Annotated in this window: 14 protein-coding genes and 2 pseudogenes; 11 read left to right on the plus strand and 5 right to left on the minus strand. The window is 57.7% G+C overall.

The features are described 5' to 3' along the window. Positions 1-17: 17 nt before the first annotated feature. From ACGK9W_RS02675 to ACGK9W_RS02685, 3 genes and pseudogenes are all read right to left on the minus strand, one after another. Positions 18-1174: pseudogene (locus ACGK9W_RS02675) on the minus strand (transposase). Positions 1175-1628: 454 nt separating this feature from the next. Beyond that, entirely contained in the window at positions 1629-4877 is a 3249-nt protein-coding gene (locus ACGK9W_RS02680) for a hypothetical protein (protein ID WP_341581591.1), read from the minus strand. Positions 4878-5183: 306 nt separating this feature from the next. Continuing rightward, complete coding sequence (locus tag ACGK9W_RS02685) at positions 5184-5957, minus strand: enoyl-CoA hydratase (RefSeq protein WP_405418992.1); 774 nt, start codon at positions 5955-5957, stop codon at positions 5184-5186. Positions 5958-6139: 182 nt separating this feature from the next. Here ACGK9W_RS02685 and ACGK9W_RS02690 point away from each other — a divergent pair, with 182 nt between their 5' ends. Further along, entirely contained in the window at positions 6140-7654 is a 1515-nt protein-coding gene (locus tag ACGK9W_RS02690) for a fumarate hydratase (RefSeq protein ID WP_405418994.1), read from the plus strand. Between the two features lie 79 nt (positions 7655-7733). Here ACGK9W_RS02690 and ACGK9W_RS02695 read toward each other — a convergent pair whose 3' ends face one another. After that, entirely contained in the window at positions 7734-9188 is a 1455-nt protein-coding gene (locus ACGK9W_RS02695; RefSeq protein ID WP_405418996.1) for a protein adenylyltransferase SelO, read from the minus strand. A gap of 75 nt (positions 9189-9263) precedes the next feature. Between ACGK9W_RS02695 and ACGK9W_RS02700 the strand changes: the two genes are divergently transcribed. The 5 genes from ACGK9W_RS02700 to ACGK9W_RS02720 all read left to right on the plus strand — a co-directional run bounded on the left by ACGK9W_RS02700 (position 9264) and on the right by ACGK9W_RS02720 (position 15076). Beyond that, entirely contained in the window at positions 9264-10202 is a 939-nt protein-coding gene (locus ACGK9W_RS02700; protein WP_075267679.1) for a hypothetical protein, read from the plus strand. 12 nt (positions 10203-10214) lie between these two features. After that, a complete protein-coding gene (locus ACGK9W_RS02705; protein WP_053114824.1) occupies positions 10215-11030 on the plus strand; it encodes a mannosyl-3-phosphoglycerate phosphatase in 816 nt (271 codons plus the stop codon). A gap of 36 nt (positions 11031-11066) precedes the next feature. Next, entirely contained in the window at positions 11067-12290 is a 1224-nt protein-coding gene (locus ACGK9W_RS02710) for a glycosyl transferase (RefSeq protein WP_053114825.1), read from the plus strand. Continuing rightward, positions 12287-14026 carry a sugar phosphorylase gene (locus ACGK9W_RS02715; protein WP_053114826.1) on the plus strand — a complete coding sequence of 580 codons (1740 nt, stop codon included), beginning with the start codon at positions 12287-12289 and terminating at the stop codon, positions 14024-14026. Before ACGK9W_RS02710 ends, ACGK9W_RS02715 begins: the two co-directional genes overlap by 4 nt. A gap of 84 nt (positions 14027-14110) precedes the next feature. After that, entirely contained in the window at positions 14111-15076 is a 966-nt protein-coding gene (locus tag ACGK9W_RS02720) for an NAD(P)H-quinone oxidoreductase (protein ID WP_405421152.1), read from the plus strand. Between the two features lie 34 nt (positions 15077-15110). Here the strand turns inward: ACGK9W_RS02720 and ACGK9W_RS02725 are convergent, their stop codons facing one another. Next, the gene (locus tag ACGK9W_RS02725) at positions 15111-16136 is read right to left on the minus strand and encodes an NADP-dependent oxidoreductase (protein WP_104270313.1); all 1026 of its coding nucleotides are present in this window, start codon (positions 16134-16136) and stop codon (positions 15111-15113) included. A 180-nt stretch (positions 16137-16316) separates the two neighbouring features. On the opposite strand from ACGK9W_RS02725, the pseudogene ACGK9W_RS02730 reads away from it, so the two are divergent. The 5 genes and pseudogenes from ACGK9W_RS02730 (at position 16317) to ACGK9W_RS02750 (ending at position 24683) form a co-directional block, all read left to right on the plus strand. After that, positions 16317-18055 (plus strand): annotated as a pseudogene (locus ACGK9W_RS02730) (type VI secretion system Vgr family protein). Further along, positions 18052-18876: a DUF4123 domain-containing protein gene (locus ACGK9W_RS02735; protein ID WP_008170421.1), complete on the plus strand. Its 825-nt coding sequence runs from the start codon at positions 18052-18054 to the stop codon at positions 18874-18876. The pseudogene ACGK9W_RS02730 and the gene ACGK9W_RS02735 overlap by 4 nt, the downstream one beginning before the upstream one ends. 3 nt (positions 18877-18879) lie before the next feature. Further along, positions 18880-22272 carry a toxin VasX gene (locus ACGK9W_RS02740; RefSeq protein WP_405419000.1) on the plus strand — a complete coding sequence of 1131 codons (3393 nt, stop codon included), beginning with the start codon at positions 18880-18882 and terminating at the stop codon, positions 22270-22272. Then, complete coding sequence (locus ACGK9W_RS02745) at positions 22269-23405, plus strand: hypothetical protein (RefSeq protein WP_008170416.1); 1137 nt, start codon at positions 22269-22271, stop codon at positions 23403-23405. Before ACGK9W_RS02740 ends, ACGK9W_RS02745 begins: the two co-directional genes overlap by 4 nt. 279 nt (positions 23406-23684) lie before the next feature. Further along, a complete protein-coding gene (locus ACGK9W_RS02750) occupies positions 23685-24683 on the plus strand; it encodes a hypothetical protein (RefSeq protein ID WP_141201820.1) in 999 nt (332 codons plus the stop codon). Positions 24684-24697 lie beyond the last annotated feature (14 nt).

Here is a 24697-nt window from a genome sequence, read left to right on the forward strand (position 1 = left end):
GACGCGATGGTAACTATTCAGTCGGTTTCATTTAAAACGTTCTGATCATTAACTGGTGGCGCCGTCATGAAGGCCGGCATACGCCCCTCGAACAGGGACATCAGCGCATCGGAGGCCGTCAGCTTCTGCTTACGCGCCGTGGACAGATAGCTGCGCACTCGGCAGAAGATCTGCGCGCCTTCGATTGAACGGAAGCCGCCGGATACTTTCTGCTGCACCTTGAGCATACGGATATCCCGCTCACCCTGGTTGTTGGTGAAGGGTACCGCCGGATCATCCAGGAAGCGCAGCACATCCGCTTCGTAATCGCGCAGCCGCTCCAGCAGGTTGCGGGCCTTTGAGCGTTTGAGTCGGCCGCGTTTGCCCTGTCGCTGGCTTTCATCCGGCGCCGGGCATGGGGTGACAGCCAGGTCAGGTCGTCATTGGAGGCACAATGCAGCCAGTGGCGCTTGCCGCCAATATTGATGCTGGTTTCATCGGCGTGGATCCGATCCGACTCGGCCAGACGATCTTTGACCCAAACCTCGAAGCCGGCAGCCCGGTCGCCGGCTTCCCGATTGAAGTTGAACAGCGACCCCGCGCTCAGGGGAATGCCGACCTGATCTTCGAAGTACTCGCGAATGCGATCGTAGGGCAGCAGTTGATACTGCGACAGATAGACCGCATGCGCCTTCAGTCCGGGACCGTACTGCACCGGACGCTCGACGCCGGCTGGAAATGGCGCCACGATGCGCCGGCCCTGGGCGTTTTCCAAAATCTCGGCCTGGTACTCGGTGACAAAGCGACTGATGTCGAGGTCGATGACCTGGCGCTTTTCGTGGCCCACCAGACGGAACGAACTGCCCTTGGGTAGGGTGCGCCGATCCAGCTTCACGGTCTGGATCGCATCCGGATCCTCCACCGGTTGCAGCGTCTTGCCGATACGGCCCGGCTGTCCGCCCGGCTTGCGCTTGCTTTTGGGCCGGCTCTTCTTGAGTCGGTTGGGATCCTGGCAGGGGGGCTTGCTGCTGTTGGCACTGTTGGTGTTGATCCGACCGGTCAGAATCTGGATCAGCACCATCAGCAGCTCGATTGCCGCCCGCAGCGATGGCGAGACCGAGACCGAGGAGTCGCTCTGGAGCTGTTGCTTGACGCCCGCCAAGGCGGCGTCAACATCGATGTTGCTGATTTTCATGAACCTGAGTACCGTCGAGTGATGGGCTATTATCGCACGACTTTTTCAGGCTGGATTTTTCCTCCTGAGGGCCGTTTTGAACGATCTTTTCGTTGCCGGCACGCTCGATGTATGGCAGCTCAAGACCGCAATGAAGGAAGAACAGGGGGGTTGAGCGCGATGTTACGGCAATGGGGCGAGTGTGGGTGAAGTTCTGCAAAACCGGGCAAAAACCCTGTCAAGAACTTTTTTCTGAGAATGAGCTGAATAGTTACACCGACTGAATAGTTACCTTGAGAGCAAGGTTAGTAGCTGGTGATATTAATGCAATAGTATTAACGGAACCATGTACTAGTTCATAAAAAAGGGCCGGTGGGTTTTTCCACCGGCCCTCTTGCTCACCCAGCCTGGCCAAGCTAGATCCACTTTAGGTGAACGGCTTGCGCCGGAGCGGGGCTTTCGGTTTCCACACTTTTTACTGATCTACCACAGAGCGCAGGCTGTCCTCCGCTGGATCTACTGCGTCGGTGCTCATCACTGATGCGACATCGCCATCTGTCGCGATGATGCTCAGAGTTTGAACAACCATCTGGGTGAAGACTGCTGTTTCGTCATCGTCAGCCGGTAGCACAGGTGTGCTGTGAACGCCCTTGTTCCAGAATTTCACAAACGCCGGGAGCTCCACTGGGTCGGCGGCCGTGTTGCTCGAATTGAGCGCGTTGGCCTCCGCAAGTGCCGCAAGCGGCTCACTGCCGGACAGCGGCGCGAGCGAACCGTTCAGGCTCAGCGGAATGGAGCCGCCAGGCGTTTCGAACGATGTGTCTTCGACGAGAGTATTGCGACCGTTGTTGATGACCACGGAGTCATCGTTTATCTGCGAGAACAGGACATTGTCCAGCAGCTCGGCATGATTTATCGGATCGACGGTATCAATCGTAGCCTGGAGCACATTCAGGAAGGTCTGGAGGTTCGCGTCATCCTGGGTCAGCCCTGATTTTGCCTTGAGGCCCCCAAGGATCTCTGGGCCGAAGCTTGGGGAGTTTTCAAGCATGCGGACCGTACCGGCAACCGGCGTGAGCAGGTTAGCCCCCTTCAGCTCAAGCGACGGGGTCAGAGGAGTCACGCTGGAGTTGGCTGCGGCCACAAAGGCTCCGCCGTTCAGTGTTCCGAGTGAGTGGCCTACAAAGTAGACATTTGTCGCGTCGAACGCTGGAGCGATGTCCTGGATTGATGCCCTTACGGTCATCAGATCCACGGCACCCTGCCGAAGGATATCCCGCCCGTTCATGAAGTTCTGAAGGTTGATGAACAGATCGCCGGAGGCGCCCTGGGCATTCGTCGGATCAAAGTTCATGGGGATGACCTGGCCCAGGGCATTTGTGCCATAACCGAAGTGGCGCTCGGTGGCTCCCTCTGGGTTAAGGCCCTGGCCCTTAAACCGTGGCGCAATGCCGGCAATCTGACTGCCAGCGTTGCCAACGGTATCAACCAGCAGGGGCGCCTGAGCGGTCAATGCTGTTTTCAGGTTGGCCGGAAGCGCCGAACCGTTTACTGCTGTAACAAAAGCAGTGTTATCCGATGCCAAAGCTGACTCAACCAGAGGGGCAACCAAACCTGGAACCAATGTCCCCTCGGGAAGGCTATTCTGACTCTCGATCGCTGTCAGGATTACACCGGCTGTACTTGTGATGCTGTCCAGGGGGCCAGCGTCCGGATCATCTGTGGTTAGGGGGATCGGGCTCACCCCGTGGAACGGCTGGTCAATGGCGACAACCGCGACACCCTGAGCGGCAAGAGCGCTGCCAAAGGTCAGTGCAGCAGTGCGGTCAGTGGTAATGCCGTGCTGGTAGATGACAACCGGAATCTGCGGAGGGGTTGCGGAAGTTGGATCGAAGGGCAGATCGGGAGTGCCGTCGCTGTTTGAATCCAGAGCCTTCGGGTACATCACCAACATGGGTACACTGACATCACCTTTCTTTTCGGGGAAGGGGAATATCCAGTTTACGATGTCGGAACTTTCTTCGCCGTCTTTGCCCTGTGGTAGCACAAGATCAAGGCCTGCGGCTTTGAGGAAACCATTCAGCTGGACGGCAAGTGTGCTGTCGGCCTTCCAGAAGCTCCCAGTGAGGATGTCTTTGTCCGCTGAAAGACTTCCTGTGGGGAGGCCCAGATAGTACGGGAGGGTAATTGAGCCCTGAACGACATTAACGTTGTCAGAGCCGGTGATAGAGCCCAGCAGGGCCGATAACTGCGGGGCGCTCTCGGCTGTAGTGAAATCGGCAACAATGCCATCTTCGCCAGCGGAGCTCGGCGAGGGCAGGTTGATTCCGGACTGAGCAAGAGAACCTTTGATCAGGGTGCCGACACAGAAGGATTGGCTTTCTACAGGAACCATACCGACGTCCGGTACCGGAATCTGATAGGGCTCTGAGTCACAGGATGCCAGGGCAGGGTTCCCAAGAACTGCGGATATCTCCGCCTGATCAACTGCTTCCTGCAGGTCAACAAAACCAAAAGGCTGCTGGCTATTCGGTGCCAGGGCTGCCTGGAAATCGGCAGGCGTTATGGTACTGTCGCCATCCCTGTCGGCAAGGATGAAGTCTGCCGGGGTAATTGCGCCATCGCTATCCCTGTCAAAGTCCGCAACCGTGACAGCGTCATCGTCGTTGAGATCAAATGCGCTTCCTGGAGCAACGTTGTTTTCGGGATCCTGCTGGTTGGCGAAGAAAAGTGCCGCACCGGTAACCTTTTTGGTGACTCGAAGCTTTGCTGCGGCAAGGACCTGATCGCCGGCCCAGAAAGCAGGGTTAGCCATGTATTTCAGCACCTGCTCATCGTTTGAGGTGGTGAAACTGTAGGTAAGTGCAATATCGTCGGTCCCAACACCGGGTGCGGCAGGATTAAATGTCTTCTGGAAACCGGTTACTACGTTGGTTGCAATCGGCTCCCATAAGGAGTTTATCAAGGTTCTTACGCTCTTCAGAGCGCTGGCGCCAAGTACTTCGGTTTCGTCCTTGATATTTGCATAGGCTGGGGAGTTAGTGATCTGCTCTCCATCAGCGTCAAGGATGTTGTTAAGCACGACAGCCACGTAGCGTTTATTCGGGTTGAGGGGCTTGGTGGGGATGATCCTGATGAAATCAGTCGGGCCCAGGCGCGAGTCGTTCAGCTCCTTGACCTTCACTTCAAAGTCCAGGAAAGGTGCCGCGGTTGGCTTTTCGCTGGCCTGAAGCGCCTGCAAAGGTGCTCCGCTGGCATATTCCAGCTCGACAAGGAAAACATTCTGCGCGAGCACACGCTGGACCAGCTGTGGATCAGTTGAGCCTTTTAGCAGTGCTGCGATGGCCTGCAAATCCGGGCCCTTCAACGACGTTGCTTCAATGCGTCCGCTCATTTTGATGTCAATCGGCGCAACGGTGGATGCGCCGCTGAGGTTGTTAAGCGCAGTCGTAACAGGTGGGCTGGTGTCGGCAACTTCAAACGTGCCGTCACCAACTGAACCAAAAATCAGATCGTTGGGAACTGGCAGATCTGATACGGCCGGGAAAGGATCAAAAACGGGCCACACCTTGCCCTCAAACTGAGCCAGGAATTCCGCTTGTGCGTCAGACTGCGAAATATTGTAGTCCGGATTGGCATTCGCCCCCGTATTGCCGCCCTCAAGGCAGCCTGTAAGTCCAACGGAAGACGCCACGGCAAGACTTATTAGAGTTTTCTTGAACATGGGTGGAACCTTTTCCTGTTGTTGTGTCGTTATGTTCGGCAGCTGACGGGGCCGGTCTGATCCGGTAAGCCCGTTGTCAGTGGCCTGTTCTGCTTAAACTGTTGTCTGAAATTGTAGCCAGCGCTGTAAGCCAATTTCTGTATCTCTGACTATAGCGACAGTATGGCAAGTGTTGATCAGCCAAAAGTGTGATTCTTCTGGATTGAATCCTCCCCGCACAGTTGGAGTTCGGCCTTTGAGAAAAATAGTTGCCGGATAACGGTTTGTCGAGGTCCGGCAACGGGGAAATTGAGGCGCAGTCGAGGTTTACTCGAAGCGCGAGAAATCCGGTGCGCGTTTTTCCATAAAGGCCCGGAAGGCTTCGGCAGCTTCTGGGGATTTCAGGCGCTCGGCAAACAGCTGACCCTCTTCGAGCATGGTCTCCCGAAGTGCCGCCATGGTTGGCTGATTCAAAAGGGCTTTGGTGGCTCGAATCGCAGCTGGCGCTTTTTCGGCCAGCCGCTGGCAGGTCTCGAAGGCACTGGTTTCTGTCTGCTCCGGCTCGCAAACCCGGTTGATCAGGGCAAGCCGGAAGGCCTCGTCCGCGGAAAAGGCGCCGCCGAGCATCAGCAGTTCGGCAGTGCGCACCCGGCCTATCCAGGAGGGGAGTAGCAGGCTCGAGCCGCCCTCGGGGCACAGGCCGAGGCTGGCAAAGGGCATCTGGAACGCCGTGTTGTTGCCGGCGAACACCAGATCGCAGTGCAGCAACATAGTGGTGCCAATGCCAACGGCCGCGCCATTGACCGACGCCACCACAGGTTTGGTTGCACTGGCCAGTAATAAAAGAAAGCGGCCGACTGGGGTTTGTTCGAAATCACCGGGCAAGCCGGCGGCAAATTCGCTCAGGTCGTTGCCTGCAGTGAAACACTCGCTTGTGCCGGTGAAGAGTACGCACCGGATGTTGGTGTCATCCCGGGCCTGCTCCAGAGCGTCCCCCATGGCGGTGTACATGGCGTGGGTGAGGGCGTTCTTGCGCTCTGGCCGGTTCAGTCGAACGATGAGAATCCGGTCTTTTATTTCGGTGAGGACGAGGTCAGTCACGGTGTCTCCTGCGGTGTTATTCTAGTTTGGTTAGGATGGTACCCTTTTCTCGTGGCGTTTTTCACGGGTTTTAATCCTTGCTTCGCCATCTGTCCAATCACTCGCCAAACCGATTTTCTGGTAAACTCTCGCCTCCCGATTTTTACGACACGACATAACGATATCAAGCTGATGAGGCGCCTATGACCACCGTAATCCGCCAGGACGATCTGATTGAAAGCGTAGCGGACGCGCTGCAGTTCATTTCCTACTACCATCCGAAAGATTTCATTGATGGTGTGTATGAGGCTTACCAAAAGGAAGAGTCCCAGGCGGCGAAGGACGCCATGGCCCAGATCCTGATCAACTCGCGCATGTGTGCGGAAGGGCATCGGCCCTTGTGTCAGGACACTGGTATTGTGACGGTTTTCGTCAACATCGGTATGAACGTCCAGTGGGACTGCGAGATGGCCCTGGATGATGTGATCAACGAAGGGGTGCGTCGCGCCTATACCCATCCAGACAACGTGCTGCGCGCCTCTATCCTGGATGACCCGGACGGCAAGCGTAAGAACACCGGTGATAACACGCCGGCCATCATCCACTACAAGATGGTCCCGGGCGATACCGTTGAAGTGCACGTAGCTGCCAAAGGCGGCGGTTCCGAGGCCAAGTCCAAATTTGCCATGCTGAACCCGTCCGACTCGGTTGTAGACTGGGTTCTGAAGATGGTCCCGCAGATGGGTGCTGGCTGGTGCCCGCCTGGCATGCTGGGCATTGGTATTGGCGGTACCGCCGAAAAGGCGATGGAAATGGCCAAGGAATCCCTGCTGGATCCGATCGATATCCACGACCTGAAAGCGCGCGGTGCCTCGAACAGAGCCGAGGAACTGCGTCTTGAGCTGTTCGACAAGGTGAATGATCTCGGTATTGGTGCCCAGGGGCTGGGTGGCCTGACCACCGTTCTGGACGTTAAGGTCAAGGATTACCCGACGCACGCTGCCAATAAGCCGGTGGCCATCATCCCGAACTGTGCTGCGACTCGCCACGCGCATTTCACTCTGGATGGCACCGGACCTTCCTTGCAGACGCCGCCGCGCCTGGAAGACTGGCCGGAAATCACCTGGGAAGTCGGCGACAACGTGCGTCGCGTGAACCTCGATACGGTGACCCCCGAAGACGTGAAGGACTGGCAGCCGGGCGAAACCGTTCTGCTCTCTGGCAAGATGCTGACCGGCCGCGATGCTGCCCACAAGAAGATGGTCGACATGATCGAGAAAGGCGAGGAGCTGCCGGTTGATCTGAAGGGACGGTTCATTTACTACGTGGGCCCCGTTGATCCGGTGCGCGAAGAGGTGGTTGGTCCTGCAGGCCCGACGACTGCAACCCGAATGGACAAGTTTACCCACACCATGCTCGAAAAGACCGGCCTTACCGGAATGATCGGTAAAGCCGAGCGCGGTCAGGTGGCCATCGACGCCATCAAGGAATTTGGTGCGGTCTACCTGATGGCTGTGGGCGGTTCCGCTTACCTGGTCTCCAAGGCCATCAAGAATGCGGAAGTGGTTGCCTTTCCGGAACTGGGAATGGAAGCCATTTACGAGTTCGAGGTCGAAGACATGCCGGTCACAGTCGCCGTTGATTCGCGCGGCTCGTCTGTGCACCAGACAGGTCCTGCGGAGTGGCACGAGAAGATCATTGCTGCCAAGGCGCTCTGATCTCGGTAGGTTGCAGAAAAAACAAAAGGGCCGGACGAGTATATCGTCCGGCCCTTTTTCGTTGACTGGCGCAGCTACCTCAACTTGAACAGCTGATATTCAGGTGCTTGCCCCAATCCGGCGGCAATGCAGCATAAGCCTCACTTTCCGGTTGCTCGTCATAGGGGCGTTCGAGAACCTTCAATAGTGCTTTTATCGGTTCGTAATCCCCGTTTTGCGCTTCCTGGATAACCTGCTGGGCCAGATAGTTCCTCAGCACATACTTCGGATTTACACGGCGCATGGCGTATTCCCGCTCATCGTGAGCGCGGCTTTCGTTCATGAGTCTCTCCTCATAACGCTCCAGCCACTGGCCTGCCACGCTGCGATCTACAAACAGATCCCGCACCGGCCCATGGCCATGGCTGTGCAGATTCGAGAGCGCCCGGAAGAAAGCCGTGTAGTCGACATGGTGCTCGTGCATCATGCTGAAGGTATCCATGATCAGGCTCAGGTCCGCTTCATCCTCGATGATCAGGCCAAGCTTGTCTCGCATGTTCTGGAGGAAGCGTTCGTTGTAGGCCACTTCATAGCGGCGAAGCCCCCGGCGCACGTCGTCCTCCTCCATTACCGGGAGCAGGGCTGTGGCCAGGTAGCGGCAATTCTCGAACCCGACTTGTGGTTGACGGTTGTAGGCGTAGCGCCCGCCCTGGTCGGTATGGTTGCTTATATAGCCGGCATCGAAATCATCAAGGAATGCGAAAGGGCCATAATCAAAGGTGTCGCCGATGATGGACATGTTGTCGCTGTTCATCACGCCATGGCAGAAGCCGACTGCCTGCCAGTCCGCAATCGTTCTTGCGGTGCGTTCCACCACTTCCTCGAACCAGCGGGCGTATCGATCGTCATCCGGCAGGTTGATCAGATGAGGGAAGTGCAGCGAGATCACATGCTCAAGCAGAGTCTTTACGCTTTCAGGTCCTTCGTGGTGAGCGGCGAACTCGAAGTGTCCGAAGCGAATATGGCTTTGAGCCACGCGCACCAGTGCCGCCGCCGTCTCGATGGATTCCCTGCGCACCGGGTCTTTGGCGCTCACCATGAACAGTGCCCGGGTGGTAGGGATACCCAGTCCGTGCATGGCTTCACTGCACAGGTATTCGCGAATGGTGGAGCGAAGCACAGCGCGGCCATCTCCGAAGCGGGAGTAGGGAGTCATACCGGCGCCTTTGAGGTGCCAGTCCCAGCGTCGTCCATCGGGGCCAACGGTTTCCCACAGTAGCAGTCCACGGCCGTCGCCCAGATCGGGATTGTAGGCGCCGAACTGGTGGCCCGTGTATTTCATGGCCATAGGCTCCATGCCCTCGAGTAACTCCGATCCCGCACCCACGCCGGTCCAGTCGGATTCGGAATCGGCGCGAAAGCCCATCTGCCCCGCGAGCTTGTGGTTGAAGCACACCATCTTTGCGTCTTTCAGAGGGGAGGGCTGAACCCGGGTATAAAAACTGTCCGGGAGCTCCAGGTAGCGATGCTCTATTCGAAAATCGTTGCCACTCATAAAACGCCTATACTCCCATTGGTATGAATTCTGCTGCCGTCTCTCTTAAGTCATCCATTGAACTGGAAACCCAACGTGTCTGATCGCTCGCTAGAACAAACCATCAGTGCCCTGATTCAGCAGGAAGGCCTGCCCGATGCCTACGCCGAAACGGTAGAAAAGACCATTCTGCCGCTCGCAGACCGAATCTGTGCGCTCCATGATACGGAAAAGCAACCCATTGTGGTTGGTATTCACGGAGCCCAGGGTACGGGCAAGTCTACGTTGACACTCTTTTTACGGGAAATTCTGCTGCGCCACCGCAACCGGTCTGCGGCCAATTTTTCCCTGGATGATATTTACCTTACCAGAGGTGAACGCCAGGACCTCGCCGAACGGGTGCACCCGTTGTTTATAACCCGTGGCGTGCCGGGAACACACGACGTTGCGCTCGGGCAACAGGTCTTGAACCGCTTGCGCAGTGCAGTGCCTGAAGATGCCACCCCGATTCCTGCATTCGACAAGTCGCGGGACGACCGGGTTCCCCGGGATCAGTGGCCTGTCTTCGGGGGAAGTGCGGAGGTCATTCTTCTTGAGGGGTGGTGCCTTGATGCGCGACCGGAGCAAGACAGTGCGCTTGCCCAGCCGATGAATCCTCTGGAGGAGAACGAGGACCCGGACGGAGTCTGGCGCAGCTATGTTAATGATCAGTTGAAAGGGGAATACCGGAAATTTTTTGATGAAATCGATTTTCTGATCATGTTGAAGGCTCCCTCCATGGCGTGTGTTCTTGAGTGGCGTCGACTCCAGGAACAAAAGCTGGCAAATAAAATCCGCAATGCACCAAAAAGTGGCGGGCCCCATGATGGTGCACAGGAGTTGCGCATTATGACCGACGAAGAAGTCGGCCGCTTCGTGATGCACTATGAACGGGTTACTCGTGCCTGCCTCGCAGAAATGCCTGGGCGGGCTGATGTTCTGATCAACGTGGCCGAGGACCATTCCCTTGGCCTTCCGCAGTTTCGCGAGGCCTAACGGAGACCGGCCATGGCCAGACCCCATTTGATTCTCTTCTCGGATCTGGACGGCACCCTGCTGGACCACGACGACTACCGCTGGCACGCGGCGGGGCCCGCCCTGGAAAGGCTGAAGGCAGCCAATATTCCCCTGGTGCTTAACTCCAGCAAAACCATGCCGGAGATCCGGGCTTTGAGGGAAGAACTTGGAAACAACGATCCGTTTATTGTCGAAAACGGTGCAGCCGTGGTTATTCCGCCCCACGCCCTGGGCAATGAGGAAGAAGAAGTGGTGAATTTTGGTGCAACCCGGGAACGCGTCCTTGAGGTGCTGGGCACGCAACGGAAGAAGGGCGCGCGATTCAGGGGCTTTGCCGACATGTCTACCGATGAACTGGCAGCGCAGACCGGCCTGGATCCGGCAGCGGCCGGGCGGGCCAAAGAGCGGCTGGGAACCGAACCATTGATCTGGCAGGGCTCGGAGCAGGAGCTGGCGGAGTTTGAAGCGGCTCTGAGTGCCGAGGATCTCCGCCTGGTAGCAGGCGGACGTTTCCTCCATGCCATGGGTATATTTGATAAAGCCGATGGGGCCCGGTTCTTGCTAAACAAATACAAAGAGCAATACCGGGAGCAGTATGGCGATGGGCCAGTGTTGGCCATTGCCCTGGGTGATAGCCCCAACGATCAGCAGATGCTGGAATCGGCGGATATACCGGTGGTGATCCGGGGCGTAAAAAGCGAAGAGGTTCGGTTGCCTTCGGCAAAACACGCCATTCGCTCCCTCAAGCCCGGCCCCGAGGGCTGGAATGAGTGCGTGCTCAATCTCCTGTTTGAGTACGGGTACTGACCCGTTCGAGTGTGGGTATAAAAAAGGAGAGCCGCCATGGGCGACTTTTACCAGAATGGCATTATCACAACCCTTCATAACCTGGTTCGGCGTCCGGTAGAGGAACTCGAAGCGGAGCTGATGAGTTTTCGCAAGACCCGGCCCATGTCCCTGGTGTTGCCCTCCCTGTACTCGGAGCTGGAAGGGCCGGCCCTGAAAAATATCGTGCATGAGCTGGGCAAGGTGCCTTATCTGGACCAGGTGGTCATTGGCCTGGACCGAGCCAACGAGGAACAATACCGCCACGCTCTGGAGTACTTCTCCGAACTACCACAGAACTTCAAGGTGCTCTGGAACGACGGGCCTCGACTCAGGAACATTGACCTGAAGCTTCGGGAGCAGAACCTGGCACCAACGGAAATGGGTAAAGGGCGAAACGTCTGGTATTGCTTTGGCTATGTGTTGGCCTCGGGTGTCAGCAAATCCGTTGCCTTGCACGACTGCGACATCCTTACGTATTCCCGGGATCTTGTGGCCCGGCTGATCTACCCTGTGGCTAACCCCGGCTTCAACTACATGTTCTGCAAAGGCTACTACGCCCGTGTAGCGGACGGAACAATGAACGGAAGGGTCAGTCGCCTGTTGGTAACACCGTTGATCCGATCCCTGAAGAAGGTCTGCGGCCCCAACGATTTCCTGGATTACCTGGACAGTTACCGGTACCCACTGGCCGGGGAGTTCTCGTTTCGCACGGATGTGATCAATGATCTGCGTATTCCCAGCGACTGGGGACTGGAGATCGGTGTGCTGTCGGAGATGAAGCGTAACTACGCCACCAACCGCCTGTGCCAGGTGGATATTGCCGATGTCTATGATCACAAGCATCAGGAACTCTCACCGGAAGATGCCAGCAAGGGCCTGTCCAAAATGAGCATGGATATCGCCAAGGCTCTGTTCCGAAAATTGGCGACCAACGGTGAGATTTTCTCCAATGAGAAATTCCGTACTATCAAGGCCACGTACTTCCGTATTGCACTGGATTTTGTGGAGACCTATCAGAACGACGCCATTATCAACGGCCTGACGTTTGATCGACACAAGGAAGAGAAGGCGGTGGAGCTGTTCGCCCAGAACGTGATGCGGGCGGGCGCCTATTTCCTCGATAACCCGATGGACACACCTTTTATTCCCAGCTGGAACCGGGTCACAAGCGCGATTCCCGACATCAAGGAGCAGTTGCTGGAGGCCGTGGAGTTGGATAATGAGGAATTCCGGCCATGACCCAGGCTCTGAAAGCGAAGCTGGTTTCCATGCTGGATGTCGTCTATCCAGAGCTGGACTGTGAATTTCTGGCCGAACAGTTGCTGACCACTATGGGTCTGGAGCCCAACCAGGCGCCGCCGCCTGCGCACCAGAATAACTGGGATGAATCGGATGTGGTGCTGATTACCTATGCCGACACGGTTCAGCGGGCGGAAGAAAAACCACTGCAGACATTGCATCGGTTCCTCGCGGATTGCCTGTCAGATTCAATTTCTTCAGTGCACATTCTGCCGTTTTTCCCCTACAGCTCCGACGACGGTTTCTCGGTCATGGATTATCTGGCCGTCAACGAGTCCCACGGAAACTGGGAGGATATCGAGGGCATCGCCCGGGATTACAAGCTGATGGCGGACCTGGTGATCAACCATATGTCGGCCCGCAGCCGCTGGTTCGAGAATTTCCGCAAAAGGGTAGACCCGGGCAAGGATTATTTCTTCGAGGGCAATCCAAGGGATGATCTGAGTGCCGTTGTGCGGCCCCGTACCTCGCCGCTCCTTAACCCGGTCCAGACCGACGATGGCGAGCGATATGTCTGGTGTACGTTCAGTGAGGATCAGGTTGACCTGAATTTTGCCAACCCGAAGGTGCTCATCGAGTTTGCTGCTATCATCCGGCGCTACCTGGAGCGTGGCATTATCATTTTCCGGCTCGATGCCGTCGCCTTCCTCTGGAAGGAACCGGGTACGCCCTGCATCCATCTGCAGCAAACCCATGAGCTGATCAAGATCCTGCGCCTGTTGATCGAGCACCACAGCCCGGATGCGGTAGTGATTACCGAGACCAACGTACCCAATCGCGAAAATCTCACCTATTTCGGCAACGCCAACGAAGCCCATGTAATCTATAACTTTTCCCTGCCGCCCCTGCTGATCAATACCCTGGTTACCGGTGACTGCAAGCACCTGAAAACCTGGCTGATGAGCATGCCGCCCGCGCAGATGGGCACCACCTATCTGAATTTTATTGCGTCCCACGATGGTGTGGGTATGCGGCCAACGGATGGTCTGCTGACGGAGGAAGAGAAGCAGCGACTGATCAACACCATGGACTCGTTCGGCGGCAAGGTCTCGTACCGGCGCACGCCGGATGGTCGCGACCAGCCCTACGAAATCAACATCGCCCTGTACGATGCGCTGCAAGGCACGGCGGAGTCGGGTCGGGACCACTGGCAGTTGCAGCGCTTCGTCTGCGCCCACACCGTGATGCTGGCGCTTGAGGGGATTCCGGCCTTCTACATTCACAGTCTGCTGGCGACTGAGAACGATCTGGAGCGGGTGGAGCACACCGGCCGGCTTCGATCCATTAACCGCAGCCAGTGGCAACTGGATACTCTGGAGCAGAAGCTCGCAGATCCCCTGAGCCACCACAGCAAGGCGTTCCAGGAGCTGAAACGGCTGATTGCCATCCGGCGTAAACAGCCAGCGTTTCACCCGAACGCCACCCAGTTCACCCTGCATCTTGGCCTGCAGCTGTTTGGTTTCTGGCGCCAGAGTATGCGCCGGGACCAGTCCATCTTCTGCATTCACAACATCAGTAACGAGGTGCAGCAGGTAGCGCTGAGCGACATCAATCTCATCGGCACCGATCATTGGCTGGATCTGATTTCCGGGATGACTATTGATGATCTGTCTGGCTCGATCACCCTGAAACCTTATCAGAGTGTTTGGCTGTCCAACCTGGAAGTTACCGGCTGATCCTGTCTTTGCGCCATTTGTGCAATGCTCGGAAAACTTGGGGTATCCTGTGCCCATATGAGCAAGGCCGAGACGTCATACATGATCAAAGCAATCAAGGTAACCGGGGGCAATCTAAGCTGGGAGCCCTGGGAAGGACCGGGTGAACCGCCCGCAGACCACGTCGAAATCGAGGTTGTCTGGACAGCCATCAATCGTGCGGATCTCATGCAGCGCGCTGGCGTCTATCCCCCGCCTCCGGGAGCATCCGATATTCTCGGGCTGGAGGTTAGTGGTCGCATCGCTTCGGTCGGATCTGGCGTTACCCATCTCAAACCCGGTGATGAAGTCTGCGCCCTGCTGACCGGCGGCGGTTATGCGACTCGTGTGGTGGTACCCGCGGTGCAGGTTTTGCCCGTTCCCAAAGGAGTGTCGCTGGAGACAGCTGCGGCCATTCCCGAGGTTTTTGCGACCGCCTGGTTGAATCTGTATCACGAAGCAGCCTTGAAACCGGGCGAGCGTGTGCTCCTGCATGCGGGTGCCAGCGGCCTTGGCACCGCGGTAATTCAGCTCGCAACGGCCTTTGGCAATCCGGTCTTTGCGACCGCCGGTGATAAGGCCAAACTGGAGGTTTGTCGCAATCTGGGAGCCAGTGGCGTCTGGAACCGGAACGAAGGCTCCTTCGTTGATGCTGTTACAGCGTGGGGTGGCGTGGATATGGTTCTGGATCCGGTCGGTGGCAATTATATTGCCGAAGATCAGCGGGTTCTGAACGTCGATGGCCGCATTGTGCTCATCGGACTCATGGGGGGGCGTATGGCCGAGGTGGATCTGGGCATCATGCTGATCAAACGCCAGCGCCTGATCGGTTCCACTCTCCGTTCACGCACGGTCGAGGATAAGGGCGAGGTGATGCAGGCGCTCTACCGGCACGTCTGGCCACTGCTCGCAGCCGGCCAGATTGAACCTCTGATCGATAGCACCTGGCCGATAGAAGAGGTGGAAGAGGCGATGGCCTATGTGGCTGAGAACAGGAACACCGGCAAGGTGCTCCTGAAAATCTCGGACTGAATCACACAGACCACACGCGTCTCAGGTATTGCAGTCAGTCTGCAATGTGAACCAGCTGTTTACCGAAGTTCTGGCCTTTGAGCATGCCCTTAAAGGCATCAACGGCGTTGTCCAGCCCTTCGGCAACGGTTTCGCGGTATTTCAGTTCTCCGGAAGCAACCCGTGAGGCCAGGATGTCCGTGATTTCCTGATGCTGGTCCTGCCATTCGGTCACGAGGAAAAAACGATGCTCCGGCGCCGGATCAAGCGCCCCGAGCACGTGGAAGGGAGTTTCCACGCTGGCCATATCTTTTGCATTGTAGGCAGAGACAAAACCGCAGATGGGCACCCGGGCCCCCTCATTCAACAATGGGGCAACGGCGCGCGTAACGGCTCCACCCACGTTTTCAAAGTAGATGTCGATGCCGTCGGGGCAGGCCGCTTTGAGATCCGCTTCCAGGTTCCCCGCCTTGTAGTCGACGCAGGCGTCGAAGCCCAGCTCATTGACCACGAAATCGCACTTCTCAGGCCCACCGGCAACGCCAACCACCCGGCAACCCTCTGTTTTTGCGGTTTGGCCAACGACAGTGCCGACAGGGCCGGAGGCTGCCGAGACAACCACGGTTTCGCCGGCTTTCGGTTTGCCGACGTACATAAGGCCGCAATAACCGGTGCGCCCTGGCATGCCTGCAACGCCAAGGTAGGTTTGAAGGGGCACATTGTCCCGTTGCTGAATTTTGTAGACCATCGGCGCGTCCGCCGGGAAGGTGACGTATTCCTGCCAGCCGGAGTAGCAGGTAACCAGGTCGCCGACTTTCAGGTCGTCCGAGCGGGACTCAACAACACGTGCAACACTCTCGCCGACGATTGGCTCATCGATGCCAATGGGGTCCATGTAACCCTTGGCATCGTTCATGCGTGGACGCATGTAGGGGTCCAGTGAAAGCCAGAGCACTTGAGCAACAACTTCTCCCTCGTTAGGGGAACGGACAGGACGCTCTTCCAAAACGAGATCGCCTTGTTGGATTTCGCCCTGTGGGCGTTGTTTGAGCACGACGGCTCGGTTCTTGTATTCGCTCACTTGTTCTCTCCGGTTGCATAATGAAACCAGATTAGGGTGCAGCAGAATGGATTTCCGGTCAACCTCTCATCATGCCAACACAAGACTGGCCCCGGGGTTTCATTCTACGGCTTGATGGCTATAATCGGAGGCCTGCTCAGGACGAGCTTAAAAACCGATTGCTCTTCAAGGAATGAAGATATGCCCCAGGCAAGTGGATTGCAGTTTACCGCCCGTGTTGGCGGACTCCCCTCAGATTTATTTTCAGTGGTTGGCTTTAAACTGACCGAGCGCCTGTCCGAGGTGTTTCAGGGTCACCTTGAGCTGGCCAGCACCGACCCCTCCATTCAGGCTGCAGAGATTCTGGAGCAACCAGTAGATCTCGTTATCTGGCAGGACAGCATGCCTCTTCGGCGGTTTACCGGGGTGGTCAACGAATTCGTCCGAGGCGATGCCGGCCACCGGCGTACCCGCTATGAACTGATTATCCAGCCGCCGCTCTGGCGTCTTGGACTGATGCACAACAGCCGGATTTTCCAAACCCAGGGCACCGACACCATTGTGCGCACTCTCCTGGAAGAGCGCGGCATTATCGATTCGATCTTCGATCTGAAGCGCACGCCGGAGCAACGGGAATACTGTGTTCAGCACCGGGAAAGCGACCTGGCCTTTCTCGAACGCCTCGCGGCTGAAGAGGGTTGGCATTACCGCTATGAACAGGGGAGCGTGGACGGGGACACCCAGTCGGCGCTTATAATCGCCGACCATCATGGCGATGCTCCGAAACTGGAGCCGGCAGCATACAACGCCAAAGCAGGCGGCAGCACCCAGCGCCCGGCGGTGTATCGGTTCCGGTATGAAGAACGGGTGCGGGTGGCCTCTGTGGCAATGAAGGATTACACCTTCAGAAATCCCGCCTATGCCCTGATGCATGAGCATGCTTCTGGCGATCTGAAGCACCGGGAAGACTACCAGCACTACGACTACCCCGGCCGCTTCAAGGCCGACGCCAGTGGCCAGCCTTTTACCGAAGCCAGACTGCAATCCCTTCGCAATGACGCCAGCACCGCCTCCGGCGAGAGCAACCGCCCGGATTTCAGCCCCGGCGCGAAAGTGGAACTGACCGAGCACGATAGTGACAATCTCAATCGGGAGTGGCTGCTAACGTCTATCATCCACACCGGAACGCAGCCCCAGGCTCTGGAAGAGGAAGGCGGCAGCGAACCCATCACGTGACCAACACGCCACCCTATGGGCTGCCCGAGCACAAAACCCGCACCACCCTGAAAACGAAAACCCACAAGGGCGAGGGCAGTAACGAACTGCGGTTTGAGGACGAGGCCGATCAGGAACAGATCTACGTACACGCCCAGAAAGATCTGGACCTGCTTACCGAGAACAACCGCACGGAGGTGATTCGGAACTACAGTCATCGCACTGTGGAAAACCACGATTTCAGTCATGTGAAAGGCAACGAGCATCGCACAGTCGATGGCGAACAGCGGGAATCCATCGGAGGCGATTGCAGCCAGAACATAGGCGGCACATTCCACCAGAAATCCTCCCAGGGAACATTTAGCGAAGCGGGCACTGAAGTACACCACAAGGCGGGAACCAAAGTGGTGCTGGATGCCGGCGCTGAAATCACCATTTCGGCGGGTGGCAGTTTTTTGAAACTGGACCCAAGCGGCGTGACGCTATCCGGGCCTGGCATCAAGATCAATTCTGGTGGTTCGCCAGGCAGCGGTTCTGGACAGAGCGTGGTGATGGCGCAAATGCCAAGGGTTATTGAGGGTGATCAGCCCCACGAGCCCGAGCAGGAGGCACTGGCGGAAGTTGAACAACGGAAGAACGCTCCGGCCATCAATGTAGAATCCCAAGTTGCGGCACTCAGGAAGGGGAATGCAACCTGCCTGGTTTGTGAGGAGCAAAACTCATGAATCAGGATTCCTGGTCGTTGCGGGAGTCGCCCTTTACCCATGTTCCCTGGCCTGGCCATCAACCTGTTGGGCTTGTCCTGGATGGTGTTGCTATCCCCGAACTCGGTGAGCAAATCTACCAGTGGGCCGGCGGACAAACCATTAATGCAGAGTGCCTGTACGTTGCAACCCGCTGGGAGGCGGTTTCGGACTTGTCCCCCTGGCTTGTATGGCTCAGTGGGCCAGAAGACCCGGTGCTGGAAGGGTTCCTGGAGCAGGGGCCCAGGCAAGAGCAGGGTTACCTGCTGATTTCGGCCACAGACCATGCTAGCTGTGCCTGTTGGATGCGCTCCCACCTGCAGGTAGAAGTGGCGCCGGGCTGTGAAGAACTGGTGCGGATTGCCCATCCGGCACTGGCTGCCACGGTGATCGGGGGCAATTTGCCGCGTTTCCCCACCAGGGCCGTGGACCGGTTGATTGTTCCGGATTGTATCAGCGAGCAGTGGCACCTTGTCGAGCCCCCGGCTGTTCAGTCTGGCGACATAGGTGACCAACCCGAAAAAATGATGGCCTCGCGGGACTTGAAGGGCGCTTTCGATGCCTTCAATCGGCGCAAAGGCGCACTGCACATATGGAACAACCTGCATGAGTCGGTGCGCAACCAGTTGGGTGGTCCTGATTTGAGGGATGCCTACCCGGCACTCGGCAGAATACTGGAAGAGGCCCTTGGCAACGGATGCAACAACTTGCGGGAGGTTATGCAATTCCTGTTCGTAACCTTGCCACCACAAGCCGATAGCAATGCCGTGACGGAAACGGCGCCTCCATTGAATCAAGGATGAACAATGACACGGATACAACGCCCCACTGACGACCGGGCAAGCAACGATCTTTTGTGCTGGGAACAACCAGGCACCCCCATTGATGAACCCGCTTCATGCCCGCTGCTGAGAACCGTGAACCTGCTGCCTATTCGGTACGGCAGGGTAGAAGTTGCGCCCGCCGATACAGACCCGGGGTACCCCTACTCACTGACCTCCCGCCCGCTTGGCTACCGCCTTCTTAGGTATCGCTATCTTTATGTATTGGACGCAGATACCGGGGAGCTCCACGAGTACCTGCATGAAAATGGTGAACTGACGGGCCACAACGGTGGCAAGCTGGAATACCCGAAGCAGCACACCCTCTACGTTTGCTTCGCCGATGTGCCCCTCACCGAACGCAAGAAAGCTCAGATACTTGACAGCCAGGAGGAGCGTGCGCACTTCATGCAGGAAATCGACCTGGCCAGTGCCTCGCCGGTCAGCGGCGGTGAGCACCTGCTGACGCCTGAACAGGCCAAACAATGGGTGGCTGAATTTGGCGAAGACTATACGCCGGATGCCCCCGAAAACGGCCACGCCCAGGAAAGCGAGCCCTATCACTGGGAGAATCAGCCCTATTACCACAAGAGCCGATTTGGCAAGTTGATCAAGCAGCAGGCCGTGGAAGACCCGGACAATTGCCTGTGCCTGGTGCTGAGGGACGACGTGGGCGTGATGCTGGACCTGGCTCAGCAGCAGGATGATGTGGTGGGCTGGATCGGCGACTGGGCGGAAGGTGGTGACGAGCCGGGGCACACCGAGCGGGACTATATGCTGGGTGCTTGGATAGAGTCCATGACACTGATCAACGATCACGCTCTGGAGACGGCTGGCGAAAGACCGGGAGGCGAACCTTTCCAGTCGCTGTACGAGAGTACCGACGATGCACAACGCCAGTCCATCTACGACTACCTGGAGGTGCGAAGGGATTACCGTGGCCCGCAACCGATGGGCCCCGAAACCTACCTGCGCGAGCACCACGGGGATAATCCCCTGGTCCGGGCACAATTGGCCATGATTGATGCCCTGGGGCAGGCGAACTACGATCAGCACCGGGACACCATCAATCAGCTCAACCTGCAGAACTATTACCAGCTTAACGGGGCCAAACTGGGCCAGCGCGGCATCAATGAACTGATCGACCGCCCCCGTATGGATGCCTTCATGGCGGCGCAGCGGGCCAAGCTGGCACGGTGGCAAGGGTTGCTGGCGGACATCACCGATGACCGGGCCACCCTGTTGTGTGATTCCCGCTTCCACCAGGCCGCCTGGTATTTCGACGTGGCGGATGAGAAGCAACTGGAGGCGGCCCTGGACCTGAACTATGCCTGCGTGAAGGATCTTTGCCGCACCGACGAGGCGGCGGAAAAGGTACTGGCCTGGCTGGAGGAGAATCCCCAGTACAGTCACCCCTTGTTCCACACCTTGCCCAAGGCCGCCCAGGCGCCGGATGCAGAGCCATCGACCACCTACTTTGGTATCGCAGGGGCCGGCTACAGCCTGGTGACCAGGGCCGCCGAGTGGGCGCGGCGCCTGGCCGAGGCGGAGGCCGGACACCTGCCGGACCTTGAGTTACGCTCCCATGAAATCCAGGCAAAGGCAGCCGCCATTGGCGACACCCTGGCACCGGCGGTGTCAAAAGGTATCGCCCGGGCTATGGAACAGCTTTACCAAGGCATTGAGGCAAACCGGATACCGCCCCTGGACGACCTGTTCCGGGACCTGCCGTATTTTTTCAAGGGCAAGATGCTCAAGGTCATCCAAGCCGGTGAGGTAGAGTTCCGCGTTGCCTCGGAACCGGAGCTGGCCACCTTCCGCCAGAACCTGGAACAACTGCTGTCGCTGAACGAGCGGCTGGAATCCCTGGCCCACGACCACGACGTGGCCAAGGCCACCCACGGCCACAAATCCGAGCGGGCGCAAAGCATCGTCAACGAGTTCAAGGCCACCCGGGAGGAACAGCGGGCCCTGGGCCGGCGTCTGGCCGGCGCCCTCAGCCCGGTGGAGGAAACCAATACCGGCCTGCGGCTCGAGCCCGCAACCACGGGCAGGGCGGGTATCTCCCTGCTGCTGCCTGCCGCGGGCCAGCAGCAGATGGGCACACTGATGGGGCACCTCCGCCAGGGCCTGACCTCTGCGCCACGGGTGAACCTGCTGGGGGATGGGCTGGGTGTGATGGTGTTTGCGGCGCAGTTGGTGAACTTTTTTCACGCTGTTTCCGAAGTTAAAGCTCAGTCACCAGACGCCAGGAGCTATGGCAAACTTATCGAAAGTCTGTCTGCTACATCCGGCGCCGGTTTCCTGGCCGCCCAAAGCCTGGCGGACACCGCTCTGTCCTCCAGGGCCCAGACCCTGGCAAACTCTTGGCAGCGCAGCGCCGTGCAGTCGGTCCATATCCAGATGGGCCGCTTGCATGTTGGGTTGGGAATATTTGCATACGGCGCGGGTGCTATCAGCGCCGCCATCGGCACCTACAAGCATGCCAGCAACTGGCTGGAAGCCGTACGGACCGGTAATGCGCAGGCGCAATTGGGGGCGACCCTTGGCATGGTGGGCAGCGGCGGGCTGACGGCGACAAATCTATATGGCCTAAACCAGACACGAATAGCTGCGATGGAGGTATGGCGAGCCGCCGACAAGGCAGGTGCCTGGGCCACCGCAGGCACCCGTCTGTCCAGCCTGTTCGTCCGCCTGAACATTGCCGGGCTGGCGTTTACCATGCTCGAGCTGGGGGGCACCTGGCTGTACAACCGCTACAATTTGAGCGAGCGGGATCAGTGGCTGCAGACCACCCCCTGGTCGCGGGAACCCGGCCAGATCCACAACGGATCGCTGGAGGAGTACGAGCAGGCCTTCGCCCAGCTCGGCAACAGCCTGTCCCTGGAGAAGGTCCCGGCGGAAGAGCAAGACGGTAAGGACCAACTGGTGCTGAACTGCCATGCTCTGACGGCGGCGGGGTTGATAGAGCCCCTGGACCAGCCGGCGCCCCGGCGAGTGTGGCTCAGTGCCTGGCGCATCCGGCCAGAACGCTCGGGCTGGTTCCGTGACACCCCGGAAACCTGGGTGCGCTGTTCCCATGATATCCTGACGAGCCTGGCCATCCGGGAAGGGGGCGGGCATCTGCAACTGGCGTTCTCGCCCCCGGACCACAGCAAGAGCGATCCGTATCCCGAAACCCGTGACCTGGCGCTGATGGTCCGGCTGGACACCCACCATTCGGAGGACCGCTACACCCAGGAGGTGTACATGCTCAAGGTAACGCCTGACAGTGACTGGCCGGTGACGCCTGTCCAGGAACCTCCCCAGGATAACGAAGGCAGGACCTTCTGGTACCAGGTACGCAATCCCTTTATGGAACTGGATATCTTCGAATGACACAGGAAACGCCCAAGGCGGATATAGCGAACGCCCCCAGGGCCGGGCGAAGTGACAAGTTCCCCAGCGGAACGGTGACGTACCTGTCACCGTTGCCCCTGCCCACTGGTTTGCCGCCCACGGACCACGGGCACGCAGTGGGTGAGGTGAACGAACGCTATCTGGACTTCGGGGTGGGGTTGCCTTCGGTGTTTGGCTGGCAGGTGACTCTTGGCGGCCCTTTTGGCTTATTCGTTATGGTGGCCATGGTTTTTCCGGCGATTGCCTTTTTAATGCTTTACTGGCTCGGCAATGGTCTGCCCGATGCCATTCATGCTTTTTGGGGAGTGATAGAGATCAGCTTCTGGATTGGCTTTTGGGGAGGGGGAGGTTTAATGCTTTGGTGGCTAGTTGCGTCCGTAATAGAACTCAAGAAAAAATCCCAGGTCATCCCCACCCGCTTCAACCGCCAGCGCCGCGAGGTGTGCTTCGTGCCCAATGGTCACCGGGAGCCCATTTTCGTACCCTGGGAGGAACTGGTGGCCTGGGTGACCGAGGCCCAGGGGGTGACCGAGTACGGTGTACAGCGCCAGTACGGCTTCGGTGTAGGCTTTCTCCACCCACAAACCGGCGAGAAGTACAGCTTGGAATTCCAGACTTACGGTTTGCCCCAGGCCATCAGCAACTGGGAGGCCATCCGGGCCTACATGGAGTACGAAGTCCACACCCTGAAAGAGATCCAGGATCCATTGGAACTTCAGGGCCCGGATGATCCGCCCTGGGAGGGCGTCCATGTTTTCCGCAATGCCCGCAAACGTCTTCATGAGGAATACCGGGAAGGCAAACGGGGAGTGCACTACCTGACCGGCTGGTACCTGTACCACCTGATGACCTTTTGGACCCTGCCCAACCGACTGGTGGAGTGGGAAGTCAGGAAGATCAAACGCATGACCCGAAAAACGCTGCCCAGGGACATGGCGGAGTGGTCTGAACCGTTATCTGAGAGCGAGTGGGCCAAGCCCAGCGAGACCTTCAAGCGCTTAAGCCAGAAGGTTCTTGAGAAGCAAAAGGCCCGTCCGGGGCGGTTGCCCTATGAAGTCTTTGCGGAAGTGTATGCCGAGGAGGACCGTCTGCCGCTGGCATCAACCAATTGATGAAGTAGTAAAGCCATTTCAAGGAGGAAATGATGACAAACATTGTAAACGCAAACCGCACAGGCTTTATGGCGTCATTCAGCTGTCACAAGCCGAGCTTGATCAGCTTGGAAGATCGGAAACCCTAGTCTGCAGTCAATGGCAGACGATGGACGGTCTCTCATGAACTCAAAAAGTACTCAGTTCGAACAGCCTCTACACGCGGGGCGTTCCGAGCCTTTCCCGAGTGGCCGGCTGACTCTTTTATCCCCCAAACCCCTGCCAACCGGCCTGCCGCCGGTGGATCATGGCCATGCGGTGGGGGAAGTGAATGACGGATACCTGGACTTTTTGGGCAGGGGCGACATCGGTGTTCGGTTGGCAAATGACGTTAGGTGGCTCTTTGGGCTTGTTCACACTCTCCCTTCCGTGCTGGCAGGCTTATTCCAAATTAAAGAACGTAACGCCCGCCCGTTTAACCGCCAACGCCGCGAGGTGTGTTTCGTGCCGGAGGGGCAGAAAGAGCCGATCATCGTTCCCCGGGAAATGCGGATCAGCCTCTCTAATAAGGATTTTGATGCCGCGACTGAGTATGGACTTCCCTCATTCATTCACTTGTTGCTGCTTTTTTTGTTGGTACCAGCTTGGTTGTTATTTTCATTCTGGATTATTCCCCCTTCAACCAACTGGATAATGAGCACCGGAATAAGCTTCCTCCTCAAACCCTTCGAAAACACCATTAACAAAAGACTGGATTCCACCCTTGAAGACGGCTGTAGCGAATTCAACCGCGTTGATGGTCAGGTTCGTATTGCCCTGTGTCGGGGGCGTTTTTTCGAGGCGCCTTTCGCGGAGTTTGATGCTTATGTGGAACGTGTTGTCCAGCACGGCGGTATCTTTTACCGGTTGATGCTGGTGCACCGTTACACTCAGAAAACCTTTAACAAAACAGGCTTCAGTACCATTGAGTCGGAAAAGTCAGAAGTGTTGGCGTTGTGGGATATGTTGCAACGCTACATGGATGTGACCCAGCCACTGCCGGATACACCGCGACTAGAGCCCTTCCGTCATCTGGACCCGGTAACAGCTGAGCATGACAGAAAGACCGGGCGGAACCCGAGGTATTGGCGGGACCTGGATCTTGAATCCTGGAAGGACGGGGAAGGCTGGACAGAGGTCCACCAGCGCCAGAGCAGGTTTCCTTGGGGAAGCCGAACCTGCAAGCTTACGCCGCAATTGGGCAAGATCTCGATGGAGGAGTATCGGAAGCTGCGACCGCCCGGTGCGTGGCCAATCTAAAGCCGGGTTGATGA

It is taken from the genome of Marinobacter flavimaris, from assembly GCF_045057155.1.
Classification (GTDB): domain Bacteria; phylum Pseudomonadota; class Gammaproteobacteria; order Pseudomonadales; family Oleiphilaceae; genus Marinobacter; species Marinobacter manganoxydans.